The sequence below is a fragment of the Acinetobacter sp. 1124_18A genome, from assembly GCF_052824995.1.
In genome coordinates, this window is the sequence record NZ_VTDF01000001.1 from 297700 (window position 1) to 317145 (window position 19446).

The 19446-nt window shown below is 40.0% G+C and carries 37 protein-coding genes, 1 tRNA gene and 1 pseudogene; 24 read left to right on the forward strand and 15 right to left on the reverse strand.

The genetic code is table 11. The features are described from left to right. A complete protein-coding gene (epmB, locus tag FY048_RS01375; protein ID WP_446089854.1) occupies nucleotides 1-1017 on the reverse strand; it encodes an EF-P beta-lysylation protein EpmB in 1017 nt (338 codons plus the stop codon). A 73-nt stretch (nucleotides 1018-1090) separates the two neighbouring features. Here epmB and efp point away from each other — a divergent pair, with 73 nt between their 5' ends. The 5 genes from efp (at nucleotide 1091) to FY048_RS01400 (ending at nucleotide 5637) form a co-directional block, all read left to right on the forward strand. After that, nucleotides 1091-1660, forward strand: a complete 570-nt coding sequence (gene efp / locus FY048_RS01380) for an elongation factor P (protein ID WP_004643557.1) — start codon at nucleotides 1091-1093, stop codon at nucleotides 1658-1660. A gap of 164 nt (nucleotides 1661-1824) precedes the next feature. Next, the gene (locus FY048_RS01385) at nucleotides 1825-3921 is read left to right on the forward strand and encodes a carbon starvation CstA family protein (RefSeq protein WP_446089855.1); all 2097 of its coding nucleotides are present in this window, start codon (nucleotides 1825-1827) and stop codon (nucleotides 3919-3921) included. Beyond that, the gene (locus FY048_RS01390; protein ID WP_004643555.1) at nucleotides 3921-4226 is read left to right on the forward strand and encodes a YbdD/YjiX family protein; all 306 of its coding nucleotides are present in this window, start codon (nucleotides 3921-3923) and stop codon (nucleotides 4224-4226) included. Before FY048_RS01385 ends, FY048_RS01390 begins: the two co-directional genes overlap by 1 nt. Before the next feature lie 168 nt (nucleotides 4227-4394). Further along, nucleotides 4395-4471 (forward strand) — tRNA-Val (locus FY048_RS01395). 146 nt (nucleotides 4472-4617) lie between these two features. Beyond that, complete coding sequence (locus tag FY048_RS01400) at nucleotides 4618-5637, forward strand: tyrosine-type recombinase/integrase (protein WP_446089856.1); 1020 nt, start codon at nucleotides 4618-4620, stop codon at nucleotides 5635-5637. On the opposite strand, the gene FY048_RS01405 is transcribed toward FY048_RS01400, so the two are convergent. The 14 genes and pseudogenes from FY048_RS01405 to FY048_RS01470 form a co-directional block, all read right to left on the reverse strand. Then, nucleotides 5634-5921, reverse strand: coding sequence for a DNA-binding protein (locus FY048_RS01405; protein WP_446089857.1), 288 nt, complete (start codon nucleotides 5919-5921; stop codon nucleotides 5634-5636). The genes FY048_RS01400 and FY048_RS01405 overlap by 4 nt on opposite strands. A 3-nt stretch (nucleotides 5922-5924) precedes the next feature. After that, complete coding sequence (locus tag FY048_RS01410) at nucleotides 5925-6560, reverse strand: GIY-YIG nuclease family protein (RefSeq protein WP_446089858.1); 636 nt, start codon at nucleotides 6558-6560, stop codon at nucleotides 5925-5927. Between the two features lies 1 nt (nucleotide 6561). Continuing rightward, nucleotides 6562-6873 (reverse strand): hypothetical protein, encoded by a 312-nt coding sequence (locus FY048_RS01415; protein ID WP_446089859.1) that lies wholly within the window; start codon nucleotides 6871-6873, stop codon nucleotides 6562-6564. Continuing rightward, a complete protein-coding gene (locus FY048_RS01420; RefSeq protein ID WP_033856045.1) occupies nucleotides 6870-7079 on the reverse strand; it encodes a hypothetical protein in 210 nt (69 codons plus the stop codon). Before FY048_RS01420 ends, FY048_RS01415 begins: the two co-directional genes overlap by 4 nt. Beyond that, nucleotides 7076-7489, reverse strand: coding sequence for a hypothetical protein (locus FY048_RS01425; RefSeq protein WP_446089860.1), 414 nt, complete (start codon nucleotides 7487-7489; stop codon nucleotides 7076-7078). Before FY048_RS01425 ends, FY048_RS01420 begins: the two co-directional genes overlap by 4 nt. Beyond that, complete coding sequence (locus FY048_RS01430) at nucleotides 7486-7695, reverse strand: hypothetical protein (RefSeq protein WP_446089861.1); 210 nt, start codon at nucleotides 7693-7695, stop codon at nucleotides 7486-7488. The genes FY048_RS01425 and FY048_RS01430 overlap by 4 nt, the downstream gene beginning before the upstream one ends. Continuing rightward, complete coding sequence (locus FY048_RS01435) at nucleotides 7692-8303, reverse strand: lambda exonuclease family protein (protein ID WP_446089862.1); 612 nt, start codon at nucleotides 8301-8303, stop codon at nucleotides 7692-7694. Before FY048_RS01435 ends, FY048_RS01430 begins: the two co-directional genes overlap by 4 nt. Beyond that, entirely contained in the window at nucleotides 8290-9021 is a 732-nt protein-coding gene (locus FY048_RS01440) for an ERF family protein (protein ID WP_446089863.1), read from the reverse strand. The genes FY048_RS01435 and FY048_RS01440 overlap by 14 nt, the downstream gene beginning before the upstream one ends. Nucleotides 9022-9030: 9 nt before the next feature. Next, nucleotides 9031-9249 carry a hypothetical protein gene (locus FY048_RS01445; protein ID WP_446089864.1) on the reverse strand — a complete coding sequence of 73 codons (219 nt, stop codon included), beginning with the start codon at nucleotides 9247-9249 and terminating at the stop codon, nucleotides 9031-9033. After that, nucleotides 9249-9635 (reverse strand): hypothetical protein, encoded by a 387-nt coding sequence (locus FY048_RS01450; RefSeq protein WP_446089865.1) that lies wholly within the window; start codon nucleotides 9633-9635, stop codon nucleotides 9249-9251. Before FY048_RS01450 ends, FY048_RS01445 begins: the two co-directional genes overlap by 1 nt. Continuing rightward, a complete protein-coding gene (locus tag FY048_RS01455; RefSeq protein WP_446089866.1) occupies nucleotides 9632-9820 on the reverse strand; it encodes a hypothetical protein in 189 nt (62 codons plus the stop codon). The genes FY048_RS01450 and FY048_RS01455 overlap by 4 nt, the downstream gene beginning before the upstream one ends. Further along, entirely contained in the window at nucleotides 9813-9986 is a 174-nt protein-coding gene (locus FY048_RS01460) for a hypothetical protein (RefSeq protein ID WP_446090290.1), read from the reverse strand. Before FY048_RS01460 ends, FY048_RS01455 begins: the two co-directional genes overlap by 8 nt. Nucleotides 9987-10100: 114 nt before the next feature. After that, a pseudogene (locus FY048_RS01465) lies at nucleotides 10101-10568 on the reverse strand (pentapeptide repeat-containing protein); the annotation flags it as partial. A 219-nt stretch (nucleotides 10569-10787) separates the two neighbouring features. Next, complete coding sequence (locus FY048_RS01470; protein ID WP_446089867.1) at nucleotides 10788-11480, reverse strand: XRE family transcriptional regulator; 693 nt, start codon at nucleotides 11478-11480, stop codon at nucleotides 10788-10790. A gap of 159 nt (nucleotides 11481-11639) precedes the next feature. Between FY048_RS01470 and FY048_RS01475 the strand changes: the two genes are divergently transcribed. From FY048_RS01475 to FY048_RS01565, 19 genes are all read left to right on the forward strand, one after another. Next, nucleotides 11640-11864, forward strand: coding sequence for a Cro/CI family transcriptional regulator (locus FY048_RS01475; protein WP_446089868.1), 225 nt, complete (start codon nucleotides 11640-11642; stop codon nucleotides 11862-11864). A 10-nt stretch (nucleotides 11865-11874) separates the two neighbouring features. After that, complete coding sequence (locus FY048_RS01480; protein ID WP_016685971.1) at nucleotides 11875-12141, forward strand: hypothetical protein; 267 nt, start codon at nucleotides 11875-11877, stop codon at nucleotides 12139-12141. A 54-nt stretch (nucleotides 12142-12195) separates the two neighbouring features. Continuing rightward, complete coding sequence (locus FY048_RS01485) at nucleotides 12196-13077, forward strand: replication protein (protein WP_446089869.1); 882 nt, start codon at nucleotides 12196-12198, stop codon at nucleotides 13075-13077. Beyond that, entirely contained in the window at nucleotides 13074-13817 is a 744-nt protein-coding gene (locus FY048_RS01490) for an ATP-binding protein (RefSeq protein WP_446089870.1), read from the forward strand. The genes FY048_RS01485 and FY048_RS01490 overlap by 4 nt, the downstream gene beginning before the upstream one ends. Beyond that, entirely contained in the window at nucleotides 13814-14065 is a 252-nt protein-coding gene (locus FY048_RS01495) for a hypothetical protein (RefSeq protein ID WP_446089871.1), read from the forward strand. The genes FY048_RS01490 and FY048_RS01495 overlap by 4 nt, the downstream gene beginning before the upstream one ends. Beyond that, nucleotides 14062-14550, forward strand: a complete 489-nt coding sequence (locus FY048_RS01500; protein ID WP_446089872.1) for a hypothetical protein — start codon at nucleotides 14062-14064, stop codon at nucleotides 14548-14550. The genes FY048_RS01495 and FY048_RS01500 overlap by 4 nt, the downstream gene beginning before the upstream one ends. Next, nucleotides 14547-14783: a DUF3310 domain-containing protein gene (locus FY048_RS01505; RefSeq protein ID WP_446089873.1), complete on the forward strand. Its 237-nt coding sequence runs from the start codon at nucleotides 14547-14549 to the stop codon at nucleotides 14781-14783. The genes FY048_RS01500 and FY048_RS01505 overlap by 4 nt, the downstream gene beginning before the upstream one ends. After that, complete coding sequence (locus tag FY048_RS01510; protein ID WP_446089874.1) at nucleotides 14780-15259, forward strand: DUF1643 domain-containing protein; 480 nt, start codon at nucleotides 14780-14782, stop codon at nucleotides 15257-15259. Before FY048_RS01505 ends, FY048_RS01510 begins: the two co-directional genes overlap by 4 nt. Beyond that, nucleotides 15256-15678, forward strand: a complete 423-nt coding sequence (locus FY048_RS01515) for a hypothetical protein (RefSeq protein WP_446089875.1) — start codon at nucleotides 15256-15258, stop codon at nucleotides 15676-15678. Before FY048_RS01510 ends, FY048_RS01515 begins: the two co-directional genes overlap by 4 nt. Further along, a complete protein-coding gene (locus FY048_RS01520) occupies nucleotides 15668-15850 on the forward strand; it encodes a DUF1653 domain-containing protein (protein ID WP_446089876.1) in 183 nt (60 codons plus the stop codon). Before FY048_RS01515 ends, FY048_RS01520 begins: the two co-directional genes overlap by 11 nt. Continuing rightward, on the forward strand, nucleotides 15843-16094 hold the full coding sequence (locus FY048_RS01525) for a hypothetical protein (RefSeq protein WP_446089877.1): 252 nt from the start codon (nucleotides 15843-15845) through the stop codon (nucleotides 16092-16094). The genes FY048_RS01520 and FY048_RS01525 overlap by 8 nt, the downstream gene beginning before the upstream one ends. Nucleotide 16095: 1 nt before the next feature. Further along, nucleotides 16096-16497, forward strand: a complete 402-nt coding sequence (locus FY048_RS01530) for a hypothetical protein (RefSeq protein WP_446089878.1) — start codon at nucleotides 16096-16098, stop codon at nucleotides 16495-16497. Then, nucleotides 16490-17149 carry a hypothetical protein gene (locus FY048_RS01535; protein WP_446089879.1) on the forward strand — a complete coding sequence of 220 codons (660 nt, stop codon included), beginning with the start codon at nucleotides 16490-16492 and terminating at the stop codon, nucleotides 17147-17149. Before FY048_RS01530 ends, FY048_RS01535 begins: the two co-directional genes overlap by 8 nt. Continuing rightward, on the forward strand, nucleotides 17146-17571 hold the full coding sequence (locus tag FY048_RS01540; RefSeq protein WP_446089880.1) for a VRR-NUC domain-containing protein: 426 nt from the start codon (nucleotides 17146-17148) through the stop codon (nucleotides 17569-17571). Before FY048_RS01535 ends, FY048_RS01540 begins: the two co-directional genes overlap by 4 nt. A gap of 9 nt (nucleotides 17572-17580) precedes the next feature. Further along, a complete protein-coding gene (locus FY048_RS01545; protein ID WP_446089881.1) occupies nucleotides 17581-18132 on the forward strand; it encodes a hypothetical protein in 552 nt (183 codons plus the stop codon). Between the two features lie 127 nt (nucleotides 18133-18259). Next, nucleotides 18260-18493: a hypothetical protein gene (locus FY048_RS01550; RefSeq protein ID WP_446089882.1), complete on the forward strand. Its 234-nt coding sequence runs from the start codon at nucleotides 18260-18262 to the stop codon at nucleotides 18491-18493. A 165-nt stretch (nucleotides 18494-18658) separates the two neighbouring features. Further along, a complete protein-coding gene (locus FY048_RS01555) occupies nucleotides 18659-18988 on the forward strand; it encodes a DUF3307 domain-containing protein (RefSeq protein WP_446089883.1) in 330 nt (109 codons plus the stop codon). Nucleotides 18989-19004: 16 nt separating this feature from the next. Next, a complete protein-coding gene (locus FY048_RS01560; RefSeq protein ID WP_446089884.1) occupies nucleotides 19005-19178 on the forward strand; it encodes a hypothetical protein in 174 nt (57 codons plus the stop codon). Next, a complete protein-coding gene (locus FY048_RS01565; RefSeq protein WP_446089885.1) occupies nucleotides 19171-19446 on the forward strand; it encodes a hypothetical protein in 276 nt (91 codons plus the stop codon). The genes FY048_RS01560 and FY048_RS01565 overlap by 8 nt, the downstream gene beginning before the upstream one ends.

Sequence of the window (19446 nt, forward strand, 5' to 3'; positions counted from 1 at the left end):
TCAAAATGTTGTTGCCCCAAAAAGCGGTGTTTTATTCTTTTCGCCCGCAATTTCCCTGACGAGTTTAGGAACCAAATACCCCGGTAGGTTCGCTAACACATCACGATATATATCATCTATCTCAGATGGTATTAAATCAAAATGTTGTGCACCTTTTACTTTATCTAAAACATGTAAGTAATAAGGCATAACGCGAGCTTCAAATAAACGATAGCTTAAATCAATTAATGTCTGTGCAGAATCATTAACGCCTTTAAGCAACACTGCCTGATTAAGTACAGTAATGTGCTGGGCAGATAACTCTAACAATTTTGAACAGGTAAAGTCATCGAGTTCAGAAGCGTGGTTTGAGTGTACCACCAGAATAATACGCAGCCTACTGTTTTTTAATAAAGAAATCAGCTCTTCGTCGATCCGGTTTGGAATAACAATTGGAACTCGTGAATGAATTCTCAGAATCTTAATTTGTTTGAGAGATGATAAACGTTCTAGCCAAAGTGCTAATTTACGGTTAGAAAGCGTAAGGGGGTCTCCACCACTTAAAATGATTTCATTAATGTGCGGATTCGCTTCAATGTAATTTTTAATATTTAGCCAATCGTCATTTTTCGGTAAATTTTCTTGATAGGGAAAATGACGACGGAAACAATAACGGCAATGTACGGCACAAGCACCCGTCAAAGTCAGTAAAAAGCGTGATTTATATTTATGTAATACACCGGGTAATTGATTTGCGGCTTCTTCGCCCAAAGGGTCAGTTACAAATTCAGGATGTTCTTCGAGTTCTAAATGATGGGGTAAAACCTGTAGCAAAAGCGGGTCAAACGGGTCTTTAGCGTTCATTTTTCCGACGAACGCGCGAGGAACACGCAATTTAAACTGTTCAGAAGCCAGAATCGCACCTGATAATAGCTGATCGGTGGATAACTCGAGTAGGCTTAGCAACTCCGACGGATCAGTAATAAGGTCACTCAGTTGCGATTGCCAGTTTTGCTCTTGGTATAAATAGTTTATCATTTGACACGATTAAGATAATGCAAGAACGCATTATATCGCATAGTTGACTTGTTAAGTTTGGAGTGTGCCAGTCATGGCCAATTATTCTACAAATGATTTCAAGCCGGGCCTTAAGGTCATGCTTGACAGTAACCCATGTTCAATCATGGAAAATGAATACGTAAAGCCAGGTAAAGGTCAAGCGTTCAACCGCGTAAAATTACGTAACCTTAGAACTGGTAAAGTTTTAGAAAAAACTTTTAAGTCTGGCGATACTGTAGAAGCGGCTGACATCGTAGAAGTAGAAATGGACTACTTATACAATGATGGCGAACTTTGGAACTTCATGGATCCTGTAACTTTTGAGCAAATCGCTGCAGACAAAACTGCAATGGGCGATGCAGCTAAATGGTTAAAAGACGATTCAAATGAAAAATGTACTATTATGTTGTTCAACGGCGTGCCTTTAACTGTAAGCGCACCGAACTTCGTAGTATTAAAAATTGTTGAAACTGATCCAGGTGTACGCGGTGATACATCTGGCGGTGGCGGTAAACCAGCTAAGCTTGAAACAGGTGCGGTTGTTCGTGTTCCGTTATTTGTTCAGCAAGAAGATAGCGTTCGTGTAGATACTCGTACTGGCGATTATTTAGAGCGTGCATAATAGTTAAAAAATAAACTATTATCGAAGGGATGATGTAAATCATCCCTTTTTTTATGCGAAAGTATAAGAGGAAAAAAATTAAAGGAGGAGTACAGTCACAAGGATTTGATAGAACAGTACATAACAATATAAAAATGCTGTAGTTATTTATTGAGAGGTTAAGAATGGACACAATGCAAGCGAAATCTACGCTTCCCTCCAAGCTGGTCTGGAGCCTAGTGGCAATTATAGGTGCAATTTCTTTTGGGATGCTGGCACTCAGTCGTGGTGAACATGTTAATGCGGTTTGGCTTGTACTGGCTGCAGCATGTGTATATAGCATCGCATATCGATTTTATAGTCTATTTATTGCAACTAAAGTATTTGAATTAAACCCAAGACGTTTAACCCCAGCACATCGTTTAGCCGATGGTCTGGATTATGTTCCCACCAATAAATATGTACTTTTTGGTCACCACTTTGCGGCAATTGCAGGAGCGGGGCCATTAGTCGGGCCAATTTTGGCTGCACAAATGGGCTTTTTACCTGGAACGCTCTGGCTACTGGTCGGTGTGGTTGTCGCGGGTGCAGTACAAGATTTCTTAGTTTTATTTATTTCAACGCGTCGAGACGGTCGTTCGCTTGGTGAAATGGCAAAACAGGAACTGGGTTCTTTTGCTGGTATCGTTGTAATGCTTGGTGCGCTTGGGGTAATGATTATTATCCTTGCGGTATTGGCTTTAGTTGTGGTGAAAGCACTCGCTCATAGTCCATGGGGTGTGTTTACGATTGCAGCAACTATTCCAATTGCATTATTTATGGGCGTTTACATGCGATTTATTCGCCCGGGACGTATTGCTGAAGTTTCTATTATTGGCTTCGTTTTAATGATGCTTGCCATTGTTTACGGTGGACATGTTGCAGCAGATCCTTATTGGGGTGAATTTTTCACCTTAACTGGAACACAGCTTACATGGTGCTTAATCATTTATGGATTTATTGCATCAGTTTTACCTGTCTGGTTATTGTTAGCGCCACGTGATTATCTATCAACATTCCTTAAAATTGGTGTCATTCTCGGTTTAGCAGTCGGTATTATCATTGCATTACCTGAATTGAAAATGCCTGCAGTGACTCATTTTATTGACGGTACTGGCCCTGTTTTCTCGGGTAGCTTATTTCCATTCCTATTTATTACCATTGCCTGTGGTGCGATTTCTGGTTTCCATGCACTTGTATCAAGTGGTACAACACCAAAACTCATTGATAACGAAGCTGATATTCGTGTGATTGGTTATGGCGGCATGCTCATGGAATCTTTCGTCGGTATCATGGCGATGATCTGTGCAACTGTCTTAGACCCAGGCGTGTACTTTGCAATTAATGCTCCTGCGGCTGTACTGGGTACAACTGTAGAAACAGCGGCAGAAGCTGTACGTAATTTAGGGTTTGTGGTTACTCCTGAAATGTTAACGCTGTTGGCACAGGAAGTCGGAGAAACTTCGATTTTATCGCGTACAGGTGGAGCACCTACGTTTGCGATTGGTATGGCGCACATCATTTCGGAAATTTTCAATAGCCGTTCAATGATGGCCTTCTGGTATCACTTTGCCATTTTGTTTGAAGCGTTATTCATTTTAACTGCTGTAGATGCGGGTACACGTGCTTGTCGTTTCATGGTGCAAGATACGGTTGGTATTGTTATTCCTGCGGTTAAAGCATCAGGTTCATTCTTTGGTAACTTGGTCGGTACGGCTGTTGCGGTAGGTGGATGGGGTTTCTTCGTCTATCAAGGCGTGATTGATCCACTCGGCGGTGTTAACTCTTTATGGCCTTTATTTGGTGTTGGTAACCAGATGTTGGCTTCAATGGCCCTCATTTTGGGTACGGTCATTCTGTTTAAAATGAAAAAAGAAAAATATGTATGGGTGACAATCATCCCAACAATTTTCTTATTCGTGACCTGTATGACTGCGGGTTGGCAAAAGATTTTCCACGAAAATCCAAAGATTGGTTTCTTAGCGCAAGCAAATAGATTTTCAGATGCAATTGCTCGTGGTGAAATTCTTAAACCAGCCAAAACTATTGCTGAGATGCAAAACATTGTGATGTCGAATCAGATTAATGCTGCACTTTGTGGCTTCTTTATGATTGTTTCGATTGTCATGATTATTGCTTCAATTGGTATTGTACGCCGTGCTTTAGCAAGCCCAACACCGACTGTAAATGAATCCCCAGCTGTATATGCTGATCCTGAAGTGATCACCACGCGAGGAGAGTAATGATGAATTTTAAATTTGCAAAGAATGGAACTGTCATTATTGCGAAAATCATCAAAATGACGGTGCTCTCACAAAAAGAGCTATTGCTCTCTCCAAAGAACTGGTCACGTATTGCAACACTGTGGCAGCGTTTGCAGCAAAGCTTTCGACTCATGGTCGGTGTGCCAGATTATCAAACTTATCTGGAACATATGAAGCTTCATCATTCTGATTTAACACCAATGGATGCTAAAACTTTCTATCGCTATTGTGTAGATGCGCGTTATCCATCGGCTGGCGGTACTTTAAAGAAATGCCCTTGTTAAGTTGAGAGTTAAATTCAGCTAAACAAAACGGTATGTGGTTAAACCATGTACCGTTTTACTTTTTTGGGAAATGAAAAAGAGTTTGCTTAAAGTCTGCTCATTTGTATTTTTTTCAATTGAAAATCACTTGTTTTGCTTTTGAAAAATGAATATTATGCTTTCCATTCTAGGTGTATAGCTCAGTTGGTTAGAGCGCTACGTTGACATCGTAGAGGTCTCCAGTTCGAGTCTGGATATACCTACCAAGATTTATAAAGGGTTTACAAAGTTTTTCAACAACTTGTAAGCCCTTTTTTAACGCCTATTGTGCGGCACTTGCTTTTGATGCTGTAAAAAATAACGAAAATGCCGCATAATTTCCGCCAAGTTTACGCCAGATTTTACGCCACACATGAAAATACCCAAGCCAAGAAAAAGAGGTGATTCATATCGCATTGAAATTATGTTCGATGGGAAGCGCTACTCATGCACACGAGATACACCAAAAGAATGTGAGCACTGGGCAACAATTAAATTATTAGAATTAAAGACAGGTCGTACAGAAGATAATAAGCCAGTGAAGCCGACCATTACTTGGATGGATTTATTCAACCAATATTATGACAGTGTTGGAAAATATACAGACAGCAAAGCTTGGAACCTTACTCAATTAAAATCATTTGAAAAGAAAGTAGGTAATCTAGCCAATACTTTAATCTATGACATTACGCCAAAACAGCTTACTACTTGGCGTAACAAAAGGTTAAAGGAAGTTTCTGACAATACAGTCTTAAAAGAAATATCACTCTACTCGGCTATGTTTACATATGCCCAAAAAGAACTTTTCTTGATAACCGAAAACCCTTGGATGCAGATAAGTAAGCCAAGCAAGCCAGATTCAAGATATCGAAGAATATCACAACAAGAAATTGAAAAGATTTTGAAGATTCTAAATTACGAAGTGGGGCAAATCCCGACTCAGTCTGACCATTATGTTGCTTGGTCTTTCCTATTTGCAATAGAAACAGCAATGAGACGTGGTGAAATTCTAAATATGAGGAAATCTGATATTTATGATGGTTATGTTCATTTACCAAAAACCAAGAATGGTACTAAGCGGAATGTCCCTTTATCACTTTTTGCAAAAGAATTAGTTGATTTAATTAGTCGCGAGCAAGAAAAGATAATTCCCCAGTCAGAAAATGCATTTAGACAAATGTGGGAAAAGAAAAAAGCAAAGACTGATATTGTAGACTTGCATTTCCATGATACACGGCATGAAGCAATCTCAAGAATGGTAAGAGTGCGTAAATTGCCAGTAGAGGTGCTTGCTAAAATTACAGGGCATAAAAAAATTGAGGTCTTAGTGAATGTTTACTACAACCCAGATGCCCAAGAGCTCGTTGAAATGTTCAATGGCAGTGCGAGCTAATTTGCTCGCTTTCTGCCAACACGTTTGGTTCTGTCCTTTAAAAGGGCATCAGCTTGGATTGGGTTATATAGAGCTTTACCTTCCGTACCTTGGTTGATAGCAGACAATTTCCGTCTAATTGTATCCACAGATAAATTGTATTTAACTGCTAAATCTGCGGCACTTACAAGCTCTAGCTTTTCTTGTTCAAGCTTGGTGACGATTGCACCACCAAGATTTTGACCTAGTAGAATCTGAGGAGGAATATCAGATTCTACAGTAATAATATATTTATGTGCTCCCATTTATTAAACCTCCACAACATATCCAATCCGAGAAAAAACACTTTCTACAGATTCAGCAACTTGTAAAGTAATAGGTTTGTCAGTTCCTCTTATTTTGCCGTTGTATTTTGGGTTGAAAGTTTTTATAAATGCAGTCTCAACATTATTTAAGTCTTGCTCTGGAATGGGTAGCAAATATACTCGATCAAAGACTTTTTTCCCCTCCAATACATGATTGGCAATACGTGATGCTGGTGATGTACTTTGACCAACATAAACCACCTCATCTCCAAAGCATAAGAAGTAAATACCTGAGTTAAAGCCATACTTTGGGACTTGCTGAAGGTTAGGCAGGTTGCTTATGGACACAGGTGGATATGTGCTAATTTTCTCAGCAGGTACTGTAATTTTTAGCTCATAAGGTAAGTCGGCACCATTACAACGACCCATTAAGTTCTTTGCTATCCAGCTTTTTACTTCTCCCGATTTATAGAGGAATTCACCTCCATCAATTCTATAATGAGGAATATAACCAGCCTCGGTATAAGCAATAAGTTTTTCAAGCGGCAATGTGTCACTTCCAGCAATTTCTGAAGCAGTTTTAAGTGCGCTTGGATATTCACTAGTTTTGTGAATAACAACATGTTGTTGAATCTCCATTTCACCCCTCCTTACTTTCCGCTTTTCTAAAAAACAAATCGTTCAACACCAAATCATCATTAATTACAGTTCCGTCTTCGATATAGTCACAGCCATTATCTATAAAGTACTGCTTATCTTCAGGGTGGGGGCGAACAACCAAATCGATAGCTGGAAATACTGAAAGACCATCAAAAGTTGTTAAGATCGAATGAACTAGACCTTCACATTTCTCTAAATCAGAGCCTTCACTCTGTGCCCAGTATCTTGCTAGGTTTCTAAAGTTCTCAAGTAATTCTTCACGAATCACTTCTTTTGGAATTGGTTTACTCATCCCTCAGCTCCCGATTCAATATCCAACTTCATTGCACCTTCTTCAGGATATTCGGTCATCCAAAAGTAATAGCCTTTGCCGCTGTGCCCATCTTCAAAGAATTTAATAGTTAGTTCAGTTTCAAGTTGATCTAAATCATTTTCACCATCTGGATTTACGAATTCGAGAAGGCTTTTTAACTGGTATCCATTAAGAGTTATGCTCATTTTTCAGCTCCCGATTCGCTTGCTTCAAATACCGTTCCGTCTGGATCTACATTCATTTCTTTACATAAGAGAGTTGATGTTGTAGAGCCAATCCCGACCATCTTTGAAACATGTGACCAGTTTTCACGGGTCTTCAATACTTTTGAACTCTTTAACGATCTGCGTAGTAAATCCAACAAATCAAACTTAAAAACTTCGCCATTTCTTTGAAGGGTTACAATGTGTTCTAGCACCGCCTGAGCTTTGGCTTTTAATTCCCACGCAAACCAAGCTCCATTCATCCATTCGTTCATATGAGAAAAAGGGCTATCATATGATTCGTTTACAAAAGACATTCCATAACGAGTTATTCTGTCTTTAATTTCAGGAATAGCCTCAAACTCACTTCTTAACTTATTCAAATCTGTCATTTCAAAATCTCCATAATTTTTTTCTTAAAAATAATTAACTCGATGTTTTGCCCGCACTCATAACCATCAAAAAGTGCTACTACTTTTTGTATTTTTTCTTGTTGATAATCCCAAGCTTCTTCTGCAACTTCTTGTTGGTTCAGGCAACCACCATTAGAGTTTTCGAATAAATCGAAATACCAGTCATTAAAGTTGTTAATTGTCATGCTGCCACTCCCAAAATCACCTGTTTCCGCTTGTCCAGCTCTTCTAAGAATTGATCAACACGGTTATTAATTTCTGTTATTACTTTCTCGTCTCGGTATAGACGCTTTACAAACAAAGGCATTGAAGGGCAGTAGCTAATGAAGTCAATCCACTCACGTTCTGCTGCTGAAACACCCCCCATGCATTGGTAGTAATGCTCTGGCGGTAAAACACCTTCATAAAGAATCTGGGCTTGCAGCTTTGGCAACTTCGACTTAACTTCTGTCAAGCCATTTGCGCCTACTAAACCATCAGGACTATACCCGAACTTCTCACCAACAATGAAGCCGCATTTACTAACTTCATTACCTGTCAACATTGCATAGAGTTCAATTGCCATTGGCTCATGAACATGTCCGCGCTCTGTATGAAAACCAGAAAAACTCTCTTTAGGCTCACCTGTAATCTGCTCACCAATCAACTCATACATATAAGTGATGGCCTTTTGCCCAAATAGTCCTTTACCTTTACTCTTAGAGAAAACCGCCTCAAGCTCTGAGCAGGTGATTAAACCCGCTCTTGCTTGTAACCACTCGGGCGAACCTTGTTCACAATCAAGTATTAGCATTGCCATTTCCTTGTCTGATCAACTTATTCAATGCTGATTGAGCTTTGGTAAACAGAGACTTATTAATGTTCTCGATAGTTCCAAATTGTTCAAAGAATAGTTGTTGTTGGAAAGGCTCAAGACGACCATGTAAGCCTGTGAGCATCTGGATTTGCTCAGGTGTCATTGGGCAAAAAGGCTTAGCTGCAAAGCCGTTGTCGTCTTCTTTTGCAGTGGTGATATTTAACATTGCGCAAAGGGTGTAACGCTTGCCATAAGAGACACTTGAGCCTAAAGCCTGAACAGCATTCTTAGATCCAGAACTGTCAGCATTTAATTCCATGCTCGTATTTTCACGGTGTCCATCTCTATGCATCAAAACACATGTAACCTTTACCTTTGTTGGTTCTGGATGCTCAACACGGAAAGAAGTAGCAAAGCCATATTTAGAAAGGATGGGGCGCACTACTGCATCGATAGTTTCAAGAGCTGCATAAGTAATGTTATGACCAGTTGAAGTCTCAGCAATTACTGGGATCTCCGGAGCCATCATTGCAAAGTCACGGTTGAAAGCCATCTCAGCCTGTTTAGCCATCACGCGCTCTTGCATATCTAGCATTTTTTCAATGATAGCCATGTCAGGATTTGAGCTTGATAAAACCTTTTCAACCAGACTAAAAAGCTGTCCTTCTGGAGTATGAGCAACAATTTGGTTTCCTGTTTTCACTGGCGCATTCATAATCTTCTCCTAATTCTTTTTTACTGGGCGTTGTTCGAGTGAGTCTTCCCAATCGCCCTCATAAATGTTGTTGTAAGGAAGTACTACAACTCCATAAACAAGATCACCGCTAAATTCAGTTGCTAATCGTTCAGGCTCAGATTTATAACCAAATGCCCACCCATCAAAATCTGTTGCCATAAACTGAACATCTGGTGGAACTTCCGACCAATCGTATTTAGTTCCCATCACCCACCTCTCAACTCTTTCTTTTTGTCTTCTCTTGCCAGTTCTTCTAAATACTCATTCAACTTAAGTATCTGAATAGAAGTAAGGGCAAAGGGCATACCTTCGACTGCATCAACATAGTTGTATTCATCGACATGTGGTCGGCTACTTGAATCGACTGTCATCATGGTGTAATCCACATCTTTCCAGTCTTGATAATCCAAGCCTTCGCCATATTCAAAAGTGTCGTTTTTCTCAATTCCTTTGACACTTGCTACGATGTAGATGTGCTCAGCGTTATGAACTGATAAAGAGAACTGAACAACGCCATCCTCAACACCTACATTCATCACTTCAAGGCTTGTGAATACCGCAGCATCAAATACAAGTTTCGCTAACATATTCATGAGTTAGCTCCTTCCACTTGCACACGCACATACAAGCTTTCTTTTGCTTTGAGTTCGTTGACGTGTTGCTCGTCGGCACAGCCACGTAAAAGACCTACAGCTAAAAAAAACACTACCCAGAACAATAAGAATCCCGACGTACCATCAACAAACGCTTGCTTGATTGAATATTTATTCTCAGTCATTGCTAGATTCCTCCTGAGCTGGATGAACGTAGCTATCACACATATTCAAAAGCATTGATTTGTACTGATTCCAGAATTCAAGTGCTTCACTGTCCATGCGCGTAATGTGTGCATCATCAAATGATTTCCAATCTTCAACAGTGTGTTCTTGGCAGCCAATTCGCATTTTTCCTAAGCCACTAATAATCACATCCCAACGTAGCCCGGAGACAATGAGTGGGGCAGCTTTGGCACCGTAAAGGTTGGCACCGTAAAGGTCGGCACCGTAAAGGTTGGCACCGCGAAGGTTGGCACCGTAAAGGTTGGCACCGTAAAGGTTGGCACCGTAAAGGTCGGCACCGTAAAGGTTGGCACCGCGAAGGTTGGCACCGTAAAGGTTGGCACCGCGAAGGTTGGCACCGTAAAGGTTGGCACCGCGAAGGTTGGCACCGTAAAGGTCGGCACCGTAAAGGTTGGCACCGCGAAGGTCGGCACCGTAAAGGTTGGCACCGCGAAGGTTGGCACCGTAAAGGTTGGCACCGCGAAGGTTGGCACCGTAAAGGTCGGCACCGTAAAGGTTGGCACCGTAAAGGTTGGCACCGCGAAGGTTGGCATTGCGAAGGTTGGCACCGCCAGCAATCGCACTTTCCAACGCATGACGAGCAATCATTCCTGATTCCATTCCTTCAGGAACATCACAGGTAAAAAGGACTCCTTCTGTCCAACGATTTTTAATTTCGAATTTCTGTGTCATAATCTTCTCACTCATTGAGTAAAAGTCCCGTCGGTCGAATGTCTGGGACTTTTTTGTTTGTCGATGAGATAAATATAGAATATTCTATAAAAGTAATCAATAGAAATTTCTATATATTGTCTATAATTTCTATTTTTTATCTATTAAATTATTAAAAATATAGAGAAAATATTTGTAAATTTTTTATTTTAGGCATTAAAAAACCCGCTTTCGCGGGCTTGTTTCTATATCTTTCTATCCAGCTCGATAGAATTGTCGGCCAATCACTCTAAAACTAGCGCCATTATCAGCAGAAACGATCTTGTCTCTATATTTAGGATTGAGGCTGTGTAGGGTTAGTTTCCCACCTTCTTCCTTAAAGATTTGCTTCAACATCGCTTCACCTTCAAAGTAGACCGCATAGAACTCATTGTCTCGAATTTCGGTATCTGCCAAATCAATGGCGAACACGTCTCCCGTGCAAACATACGGTTCTTGTGAATCACCCGAAGCAAGCGCTAGCTTGACATTTTCAGGCTTAACACCATGTTTTTTAAAAAATTGCGGAGGGAAGTCACGTTTTTCAAGAACTTCATCAAAATGAAATTCAATCGATTCCCCATCCCCACAGGCAAACCGTATATTCACTAAATCAATCCAAATTCTTTCGTCTTTTTCTTCTTCTGAGCTTACCGTAATCTTTGGAGAGTTTTCAATAATTTGACTTAGACTTTTGTCGGTATCCTCAGTGGATTCCCCAGTTCTCAACCAATATGGATCTACATTCAATACTTTAGCTATCTCAGCCAAATGAGATGAGCCATGTTTTGCTGACTTTTCTAGATAAGCATAAGAAGGCTGTTTCATACCCACTGCTTCTGCAACTTGTTTTTGTGATAACCCAGCTTTTAAGCGTGATTCTTTCAATCTTTCCGATTGGGTGGACATGCTCTGAATCTCAAACATATAGATCGATCTTAATAATATATAAACATTTCTATCGCCTCAAATTTTAATAGAAACAATAAAATAGAAATTTCTATTAACTCTTGTTGACTAAATATAGAATATTCTATAAATTAGTCTATAAATATAGAGGAGATGGTTATGTCAACTAGCCAAATAGATAAGGTTGTTTCCTACTTCGGCAGTCAACGTAAAACAGCCACTGCCTTGGATATTACCCAACCAACTGTTAATCACATGGTCTCTACTGGTCAGGTATCTGTTAAGTCAGCACTGATCATCCAGAAGAGAACAAATGGGCAATTTAAAGCTTTGGACCTATGTCCAGAATTAAAAAACTACTTTTCAGAATTAACTGTTGTTTAAGGACAATTTTATGAGCCTTGAAAAAAAATCTACGCATGTGCGTTTATCTCCCGAAAACCATGAACGTGCAAAAGTCCTTGCTGAAATTAAAGGTAAAGACCTTGCTCAATACCTTGCTTACCTACTTGAGAAAGAAATAGCAGGTGAGTGGCATGTACTTAATTTACAAGCAAAATCATTTGAGCGCTTGGGATTAGGAGCTTTGATGCGGGATCTATCAACCGAAGTAATTTTTGGTGAGGGATCAGAAGGGATTAACGGGGATTTAGACAAATAAAAAAGCCTGATCTCGTAAATCAGGCTTAAGTATTCATCAATTAGGAACCAATGAATGAAAACAAATTTAGCACATAAGCATGAGCCACCTCAAGCAGAGGTGCTCAAGTTTCCTAAAAAAGAGCTCCAAGCTATGTCAAAGAAAGAAGAGGGCTATACCAGAATGCCTAACTCTTTAATTGACGACCAGATAATGGCGCAATTAAACGATAAGGCCTTCAAATGCCTAATGCTCATAGTGCGTCAAACATCTGGTTTTGATCGCACATTACATACGATAGCAATCACACAATTTCAAAAGTACTGTGGCATCAAAAAACGTGACACGGTTATGTCGTGCATCAAAGAACTTGAAGATAAAAAAATCATCTTTGTTAGCCGTAAAACAGGCTGCTTAAATGAGTACTCAATCAATACCAACCCGTCCCTTGAAACGGTACTACCGCCAAATGGGACTAGTACCATCAAAGGTGACGGGGCTAGTACCACTAAACGGGATGGGACCAGTCCCGTCAAACGGGGCACTAATAAAGAAACACTTAAAGAAACACTTAAAGAAAATATATATGTGATCTTTGAGTTCTGGAAAACCACTTTCAACAGCTCAAAAACAGTCCTCACTGAAAAACGAAAAAAGAAAATTGAAGCACGTCTTGAGCAAGGTTATTCAGTTGAAGATATCAAGAAAGCAATTGTGAATTGTTCTAAGTCTGATTACCACATGGGTAAAAACGAACGTGGAACTGTCTACAACGATATCGAATTGATTTGTCGTGAACCTGAAAAACTAGATCGCTTTATCAGTATGAGCACACCAGTTCAGCCAAAAGCAACACAACCTACACCAGACAACAAAAACGTAAATCAAGCTTGGGAACAAACTCAAACTCATTATGAGCCAGTTGAGGAAGTAGAGCTAGAGGAGTGGATGGTATGAATGCGATGTTCAACCCTGAAATGCTCCAAAGCAAGGCAATTTGCCATAAGCACAATACTCAATTGATCGTGATGTTCGGGCGTGAGACATGTCCAGCATGTGCTGTTGAACTTGTTGATCAATCAAACAAAGAGCATGCAAAGCAAGTAAACCAAGCAGTACGTGAAAAACACTTTGCAGGAGCAATGCTTCCAAAGCGCCATGAGAACTCAGGTTTTCGCAACTACACAACTGAGCTGGCAGGACAGAAGAATGCATTACTCCAAACAGCTAGTTATGCAAAGAAGATTGTAAACGGTGATGTAGTTAATCTTGTGATGGTTGGTAGTACCGGGACAGGAAAAACCCATTTGTCATGCGCTACAGCACGCACGTTGCTCGCAAAGGGTAAATATGCTCGATACATCACATCGGAAGACATGGCGCAGAAGATCATGAAGGCATGGGACAAAGATACCAAGGACCAATCAGAAGCCTCAGTGATTTATGAATTCACTCAATATGACTTACTAATCCTAGACGAGTATGGATTGCATGACCGTGAGAAGCGCTTAGAGCTTGTACATAAGGTTCTTTACTCACGTTATGACGATGCTAAAGCAACCATGCTTATTTCAAACATGACACTTGATCAGCTCAAAGCGGATCTAGGGGATCGTCTATGGTCTCGTTTCCAGCATGGCGGCTTAACTGTAGTTGAGTGCAATTGGAATGATGGTCGAGTAGGAGGTGCAGCGTGAAAGCAATAAAACGAGTTGTAGCATTCCAAAATATTTTTGACATTTTGTTGTTCGCTACTCATGCAACAGAACCTTTCACGATGAAAGACCTGCATGACTTTGTATTGGATGCACCTAACAACACCATCCAATGCTATGTGCAGGAATTAATTCAAAGCGGCTACTTAGAAAAAGATTCATATGCAACCTACAAAGCGACTCAGTACGCAAAGGACTTGCTAAACGTTAAAGGGGAGCTTGTAGCATGAAAAGTACCAAAAGAAATCTACATGCCGAATGGGAAGTTATCTCAAGTGCTGAGTGGTTAGAAGCCTTAGGCCGTGATCCTACAAATGACGAAATGCTTCAAATATTCGAAGGTAGCTTTTACCCATTGTTCAATGCAAAACGAGTAGAGCCTAAACAGGTCTGGACTTTGAAGATTACCACATACCTTGAGTGTGATGATGGCCGTACTTCTGAATGTGAAATGGAATGGAAGTTCGATAAGTCAATGTCTATGCATGAAGTGCTAAACGGTGCCAAGCACATCAAGATTAATGTAGGCGGTATTAAGACTCGTTGGATCGGGGTTACCAAGAATTGGATCAAAGAACTAGACGCAGACTATGACGATTCATGGAAGGCAGTCAAAGCAATTGCACGTGCTGAGTGTGTGGCAATGGTTAAACAGGTCAATGGTGCAGCTAAGTTGCTAGATAGCTTAATCGGGCATTTGGAGAAAGTGGCATGACTGACAACGTAAACCACCCTAAGCATTACACCAGTGATCCAAGCGGTATTGAGTGTATTCAGATCACGAGACATCGTAATTTTAATATTGGCAATGCAATCAAGTATTTATGGCGCAATGGATTAAAAGATTCAGATAGCCAAATCCAAGATTTACAAAAGGCTGTTTGGTACATCAATGATGAGATCAAGAGATTGGAAGCCATTACTAAACGTGACGGAGAAGGGCGATGAATAGAAATATTAAAACTGCTGTTCTTAGTGATTGTAAGCAGTACAGATACGTTTTGACGCGTGGTGAATGCTTAAACCCCCTAGTTTTTATTATGTTAAATCCAAGTACTGCGGACCATATGGATGATGATCCCACAATTCGTCGCTGTATGGGGTTTGCAGAGGATAATGGTTTTGATGGGATTGTAGTTTTAAATCTTTATGCATTTAGATCAACTGATCCAGAAAATCTATGGAATTGCCCTGATCCTGTTGGTGATTTAAATGACTCTCACATTGGGTCGATTAGATCAGATGTAGTTGTTTGCGCGTGGGGTAAGAATGCAAAAAAAAACAGGGTAAAAAAAGTTATAGAAGCATTAACAGCAATTGGGATTGAACCTAAGTGCCTAGGATTAAATAAAGATAATTCCCCAAAGCATCCGCTCTATCTTTCGAAAGACTCAAAAATTATTAAATGGGAGCGCAGCCAATGAAACCAGAACAGTTTATTCGTGAGCAAGGTTTGCCAGAAGTTAAACGACTTTTAGGAGAGGCTCCTAAGCACTCTCAATTCGTAATTCCTTGCTTAGATGGTGAGATGTACTTTTCACAACGTGAAGATGATGGCAAGTGGTTTAAATGGAGTAATGGCTATAGCAAATGGCTCGAATACTTTGGGAAATGTAATCCACTTGATTTGGCTTACAGCCTTTCCGACCTCAAACGTCTCGTGGAGTCTGTTGATTTGGTTAATGAGTTTGATGACTTAGAACAGGCTAAATCTTGGATTGATGATCTAGATAGTGACATGCCATATCAAGTCAAAGGCAGTGACAAGCGATTCTTTAAGTGGCAGTTGATTGAGGCAGTACGCGACCACGAATCAATATACGGAGGCGGTGATGCTCTATAAGCACAATAAAACAGGGAATCTATATTGCCTTATCGCTACTGCAAACAAGTGTGATAACGAGAAGTTCCCCAAGATGGTTGTCTATCAAAGTCTTAGTGATGGGAATATTTACGCAAGACCATACAAGGATTTCTATAACGCATTTTCGATTCAAGGAGCCAGCCATGAGTGAGTTTAAAGAGTTTGAAGTAGATGATTATGTAGTGAACACAAATGGTGCTTACGATCATATAGATGTGGTTGCGAATGTTGAGTCAGACGGTTATTTCACAACAAGATCAGGAATGTTTTGCAATCCTAAAGTCCATCGTTTAGCGGAACCAGAAGAAATAGCAGCAGGCCACCGCATTGACTGCGAAACCCTAGGCAAACCAGAAAACCACATCAGCCCAAACTGCAAATCAAAGGATGTTTGAGATGGATAACAAAGGCAGAAACCTAGAACTGGAAACATGGCTAATTGAAACCACTGGCGAAGAGATGATGGCTAATCATCTCGGGCCTAACTGGAACAGATTTAATGAAGAGTTTGGCTTCTATCCAAATATGAGCATGACCATTGCTGATCTAGTTTGGCAACACCAGCAATCAAAAGTGGATGAGCTGCAAGTCAAGTTTGATCAACACGATCAGTGGCTTGGTCAAAGAAACAGATATGTTCAAGAGCTAAATGACATCATTGCAAAACATGTGGCTGAAAAGGATGAGCTGCAAAAGCGGTTGGATGCTGTATTAGAGATATGCAACACGTGGAGGTCACAGTGTCCCAAAGCCGTAATTGAGATAGAGCGAGCGCTCAAGGGGGAAGGAAATGAGTAATATCCCAAGGTATTTTATCAATAAGATTAAAAATGAAAAACCACATAAATGGATGCAAGTAAATCAGACTCTGCTTATGTCTACTCATCCATATGTTCTGTATCAATTGCCAGACGGGACAGAGGTTTACGGTAATTCCGAGAAGCATCTTGTTATTGAGCCAAATGATAAGAGTTGGTCAGTTAATTTCTTCAATCCTCAGACTAAAGAATTTGAGTACTTAACATCGGAAGAGAAAGATTGGGTCTTTTGTAGTAGTGATCTTAAAAGAGACTGTCGTTATGAATTCACAGAGGTTGAATACACATCAACTAATGGATATATCAAGTTTGACATAGCTCAGTGGCTTCATAAATATGTATCGAAAACACTATCTCTAGATGAAGACTTTTACTTCTATGGCGTAGTTAAGCTCGGCAATAAAGAATTTGAACTACAACGCTATTTTGAGGATTACGCGAGTGTTGAGGGAAGAAAGCAGCTGTACCTAGTGTTTAAGCGAGAGAACGATGTTTATAACGTCACAGAAGAATTAAAGCGATATTTCGCTAAGAAGAAAATGCCAGATGACGTTGAAATAGTTTATTCAAAAATTCAAAAGAATGAGATGACCATTGAAGATTTTGAGCTTTGGGTGAGAGGTGACCAATGACCACATTCAAAGAGGCTCAAAAGATCCAGTCACAGAAGGCAGCTCGTTCTAAGCGATTTAATAGAGTGCCTACAGAAGATCAAGAACAGATGACGCTCATGAGCTGGGCGCATCGTGTGAAGTATGGTTCAGGTCGTTTGAGTGATTACCTGTTCCATATTCCTAATGGTGGATCTAGAAACATCATTGAGGCTGCAAAGTTTAAGAAGATGGGCGTGAAGGCTGGTGTTCCAGACCTTCAGCTTATCGTTCCAAATGGTCAGATTCATGGCTTATGGATTGAGTTAAAAGGCAAGAAAGGAAAGTTGCAACCGAGCCAAAGACTTATGATCCAACGCTTAGAAGAACAAGGTTACATGTGCAAAGTCTGCTTCGGTGCAGATGAAGCCATAGATGAAATTAAAAAGTATTTGATGATTTAGGGTGACGGTATGAATGCAGTAGCAGTTGAGAAGTTTGAACGTTTTGAATGGTTGACTCATGGTTTAACTGCGAGTTCGCCAAGTATTGAGCCAGTGGTCCGTGGAACAGGAGAAAAACCATTGAACTATCAAGATCGCTTGGGTGCTATTGCTTCAATGGATACTCAACTCGAAAAAGCAGTGACCTCAGTTATTATCTTTGGTCAGAAAAGCAAAGGTGACTTTGATTATATTCTGAATCATCTGGCAAGAATTATGATTGTAGGTGCACAAGAAGATAAGCGCTTAAAGCCAAAGAACATCAAGATTGAAGACCTTGCAAGGAAAGTTGCATGGATGGTTGCCATGTTTGCTCTGAAACCTGACATGGAAGAAAACTTCACTGCAAAGGGTAGATTGCAATTAGCAGCTGGCATCAAAGAATCTGAAATGTCATTGAAGGCTTATGATGGAACTTGGAAACAGTACGAAAAGTTAATGTGTCTTGCTATTGAGTCCGCAATTGATGCTGCATCGAAGGCGGTTGAAAAGTACAAAAGAAATACTTACAAAGATGCTTGAAAAAAGTCTAGGAATATTTCTCTGAGCGAGTTATAGTATTTCTATACTGGTCGTATTACGGATTTCCGAAGACCAACACATCAAAGCTCACTTAATAGTGGGCTTTTTGCTTTTTGGGAGTGCACAAATGCGCAATGAAATCACACAAGTTGGCGTTGTTGCATCACGCTCAGCAAATCGAATTTATGATGAAAAGGTAAATCTTTTCTTTAATGAAATTAAACAGAAAGAAGGTAAAGAGGTTTTTGCTTCAACAATTATTCTGCGTGCGGGTGCTGATTTATATAATTTGCTTGGCGAGGATTTTGAAAATCAACTTGATATGTTGGTTAAGATCATGAAGGACCAAGCTAAAGCCTAAGGCTTTTTGGATGTTCACATGCTCCGAATAATTAAGCAGGTCTTTTGCATACATGTTTGGGAATATGAATCCGACATGTTTAATCAGAAAGAATGCAGAAAGTGTGGAAAGATTAAGTGTTTGTAGCCCTGTCGTTTGACGGGGTTTCCTTTTTTGGAGATAACAATGGAAATTGCACAGCTTTTATTTGCTTTAGTAATGGCGCACTTCTTGTGTGATTTTGCACTTCAAAATGATTTTGTTGCTAATTTCAAAGTTAGATTCGTGGGTGAAAAAAAGAATGATATGTGGGTTTGGGTTTTAAGTGCCCATTGTGCAATTCATGCTTTGCCAGTTTTCCTATTAACTAAATCGCTGGGTCTTTCTGCTTTGATGTTTGTCACCCACTTTCTGATTGATTTGATGAAGTGCGAGAAAAAAATAAGTTTTAATATAGATCAATCACTTCATTTGGCTGTGGTTCTTCTCATTACTGGAATATATGCATTAAGTTAAATGGGTTGGGGTGAACATGGACACAATCGAAGCGAAGAAGAATTTAAATTTACTCTACAAAGATCGGTTTAATCTTGAGAATTTGAATCATCTCAATGCGAGAGATCAGTTCAAACAAGACTGCAAGCGTCGAATCAAAGACATTGACACTCAGATTGCTAACATCAAACAGAACCTTAAAAATGCGTGATGCAAAGCGACTTGCTGCAATAAGGAAATTACCTTGTGTTAGATGCGGTGGTGGTCCAAGTCAGGCAGCACACAGCAACTTCAGTGAACATGGTAAAGGCAAGGGAATTAAAGCAGATGATAAATACACAATTTCCTTATGCCATTCCTGTCACCAATGGTTCGATCAGTATCGAGGGATGGGACTTTTAGAATCAAAAGAATGGTTCGCAAACATGCTAGAAAAAACAGAGCGTATGCTTAATCTTAAAGATGGTGAGGTGTTTTGA

Bases quoted from the DNA above. Each gene is read 5' to 3' on its own strand.
- FY048_RS01490 (WP_446089870.1), top strand. From the start codon at position 13,074: ATGAATGCGATGTTCAACCCTGAAATGCTCCAAAGCAAGGCAATTTGC.
- FY048_RS01480 (WP_016685971.1), top strand. From the start codon at position 11,875: ATGAGCCTTGAAAAAAAATCTACGCATGTGCGTTTATCTCCCGAAAAC.
- FY048_RS01505 (WP_446089873.1), top strand. From the start codon at position 14,547: ATGACTGACAACGTAAACCACCCTAAGCATTACACCAGTGATCCAAGC.
- epmB (WP_446089854.1), bottom strand. From the start codon at position 1,017: ATGATAAACTATTTATACCAAGAGCAAAACTGGCAATCGCAACTGAGT.
- FY048_RS01485 (WP_446089869.1), top strand. From the start codon at position 12,196: ATGAAAACAAATTTAGCACATAAGCATGAGCCACCTCAAGCAGAGGTG.
- FY048_RS01515 (WP_446089875.1), top strand. From the start codon at position 15,256: ATGAAACCAGAACAGTTTATTCGTGAGCAAGGTTTGCCAGAAGTTAAA.
- FY048_RS01435 (WP_446089862.1), bottom strand. From the start codon at position 8,303: ATGCTAATACTTGATTGTGAACAAGGTTCGCCCGAGTGGTTACAAGCA.
- FY048_RS01385 (WP_446089855.1), top strand. From the start codon at position 1,825: ATGGACACAATGCAAGCGAAATCTACGCTTCCCTCCAAGCTGGTCTGG.
- FY048_RS01555 (WP_446089883.1), top strand. From the start codon at position 18,659: ATGGAAATTGCACAGCTTTTATTTGCTTTAGTAATGGCGCACTTCTTG.
- FY048_RS01565 (WP_446089885.1), top strand. From the start codon at position 19,171: ATGCGTGATGCAAAGCGACTTGCTGCAATAAGGAAATTACCTTGTGTT.
- FY048_RS01410 (WP_446089858.1), bottom strand. From the start codon at position 6,560: ATGGAGATTCAACAACATGTTGTTATTCACAAAACTAGTGAATATCCA.
- FY048_RS01550 (WP_446089882.1), top strand. From the start codon at position 18,260: ATGCGCAATGAAATCACACAAGTTGGCGTTGTTGCATCACGCTCAGCA.
- FY048_RS01440 (WP_446089863.1), bottom strand. From the start codon at position 9,021: ATGAATGCGCCAGTGAAAACAGGAAACCAAATTGTTGCTCATACTCCA.
- FY048_RS01390 (WP_004643555.1), top strand. From the start codon at position 3,921: ATGATGAATTTTAAATTTGCAAAGAATGGAACTGTCATTATTGCGAAA.
- FY048_RS01415 (WP_446089859.1), bottom strand. From the start codon at position 6,873: ATGAGTAAACCAATTCCAAAAGAAGTGATTCGTGAAGAATTACTTGAG.
- FY048_RS01545 (WP_446089881.1), top strand. From the start codon at position 17,581: ATGAATGCAGTAGCAGTTGAGAAGTTTGAACGTTTTGAATGGTTGACT.
- FY048_RS01530 (WP_446089878.1), top strand. From the start codon at position 16,096: ATGGATAACAAAGGCAGAAACCTAGAACTGGAAACATGGCTAATTGAA.
- FY048_RS01540 (WP_446089880.1), top strand. From the start codon at position 17,146: ATGACCACATTCAAAGAGGCTCAAAAGATCCAGTCACAGAAGGCAGCT.
- FY048_RS01420 (WP_033856045.1), bottom strand. From the start codon at position 7,079: ATGAGCATAACTCTTAATGGATACCAGTTAAAAAGCCTTCTCGAATTC.
- FY048_RS01405 (WP_446089857.1), bottom strand. From the start codon at position 5,921: ATGGGAGCACATAAATATATTATTACTGTAGAATCTGATATTCCTCCT.
- FY048_RS01475 (WP_446089868.1), top strand. From the start codon at position 11,640: ATGTCAACTAGCCAAATAGATAAGGTTGTTTCCTACTTCGGCAGTCAA.
- FY048_RS01455 (WP_446089866.1), bottom strand. From the start codon at position 9,820: ATGACTGAGAATAAATATTCAATCAAGCAAGCGTTTGTTGATGGTACG.
- FY048_RS01535 (WP_446089879.1), top strand. From the start codon at position 16,490: ATGAGTAATATCCCAAGGTATTTTATCAATAAGATTAAAAATGAAAAA.
- FY048_RS01520 (WP_446089876.1), top strand. From the start codon at position 15,668: ATGCTCTATAAGCACAATAAAACAGGGAATCTATATTGCCTTATCGCT.
- FY048_RS01470 (WP_446089867.1), bottom strand. From the start codon at position 11,480: ATGTCCACCCAATCGGAAAGATTGAAAGAATCACGCTTAAAAGCTGGG.
- FY048_RS01450 (WP_446089865.1), bottom strand. From the start codon at position 9,635: ATGAATATGTTAGCGAAACTTGTATTTGATGCTGCGGTATTCACAAGC.
- FY048_RS01560 (WP_446089884.1), top strand. From the start codon at position 19,005: ATGGACACAATCGAAGCGAAGAAGAATTTAAATTTACTCTACAAAGAT.
- FY048_RS01460 (WP_446090290.1), bottom strand. From the start codon at position 9,986: ATGCGAATTGGCTGCCAAGAACACACTGTTGAAGATTGGAAATCATTT.
- FY048_RS01430 (WP_446089861.1), bottom strand. From the start codon at position 7,695: ATGACAATTAACAACTTTAATGACTGGTATTTCGATTTATTCGAAAAC.
- efp (WP_004643557.1), top strand. From the start codon at position 1,091: ATGGCCAATTATTCTACAAATGATTTCAAGCCGGGCCTTAAGGTCATG.
- FY048_RS01500 (WP_446089872.1), top strand. From the start codon at position 14,062: ATGAAAAGTACCAAAAGAAATCTACATGCCGAATGGGAAGTTATCTCA.
- FY048_RS01525 (WP_446089877.1), top strand. From the start codon at position 15,843: ATGAGTGAGTTTAAAGAGTTTGAAGTAGATGATTATGTAGTGAACACA.
- FY048_RS01425 (WP_446089860.1), bottom strand. From the start codon at position 7,489: ATGACAGATTTGAATAAGTTAAGAAGTGAGTTTGAGGCTATTCCTGAA.
- FY048_RS01400 (WP_446089856.1), top strand. From the start codon at position 4,618: ATGAAAATACCCAAGCCAAGAAAAAGAGGTGATTCATATCGCATTGAA.
- FY048_RS01510 (WP_446089874.1), top strand. From the start codon at position 14,780: ATGAATAGAAATATTAAAACTGCTGTTCTTAGTGATTGTAAGCAGTAC.
- FY048_RS01445 (WP_446089864.1), bottom strand. From the start codon at position 9,249: ATGGGAACTAAATACGATTGGTCGGAAGTTCCACCAGATGTTCAGTTT.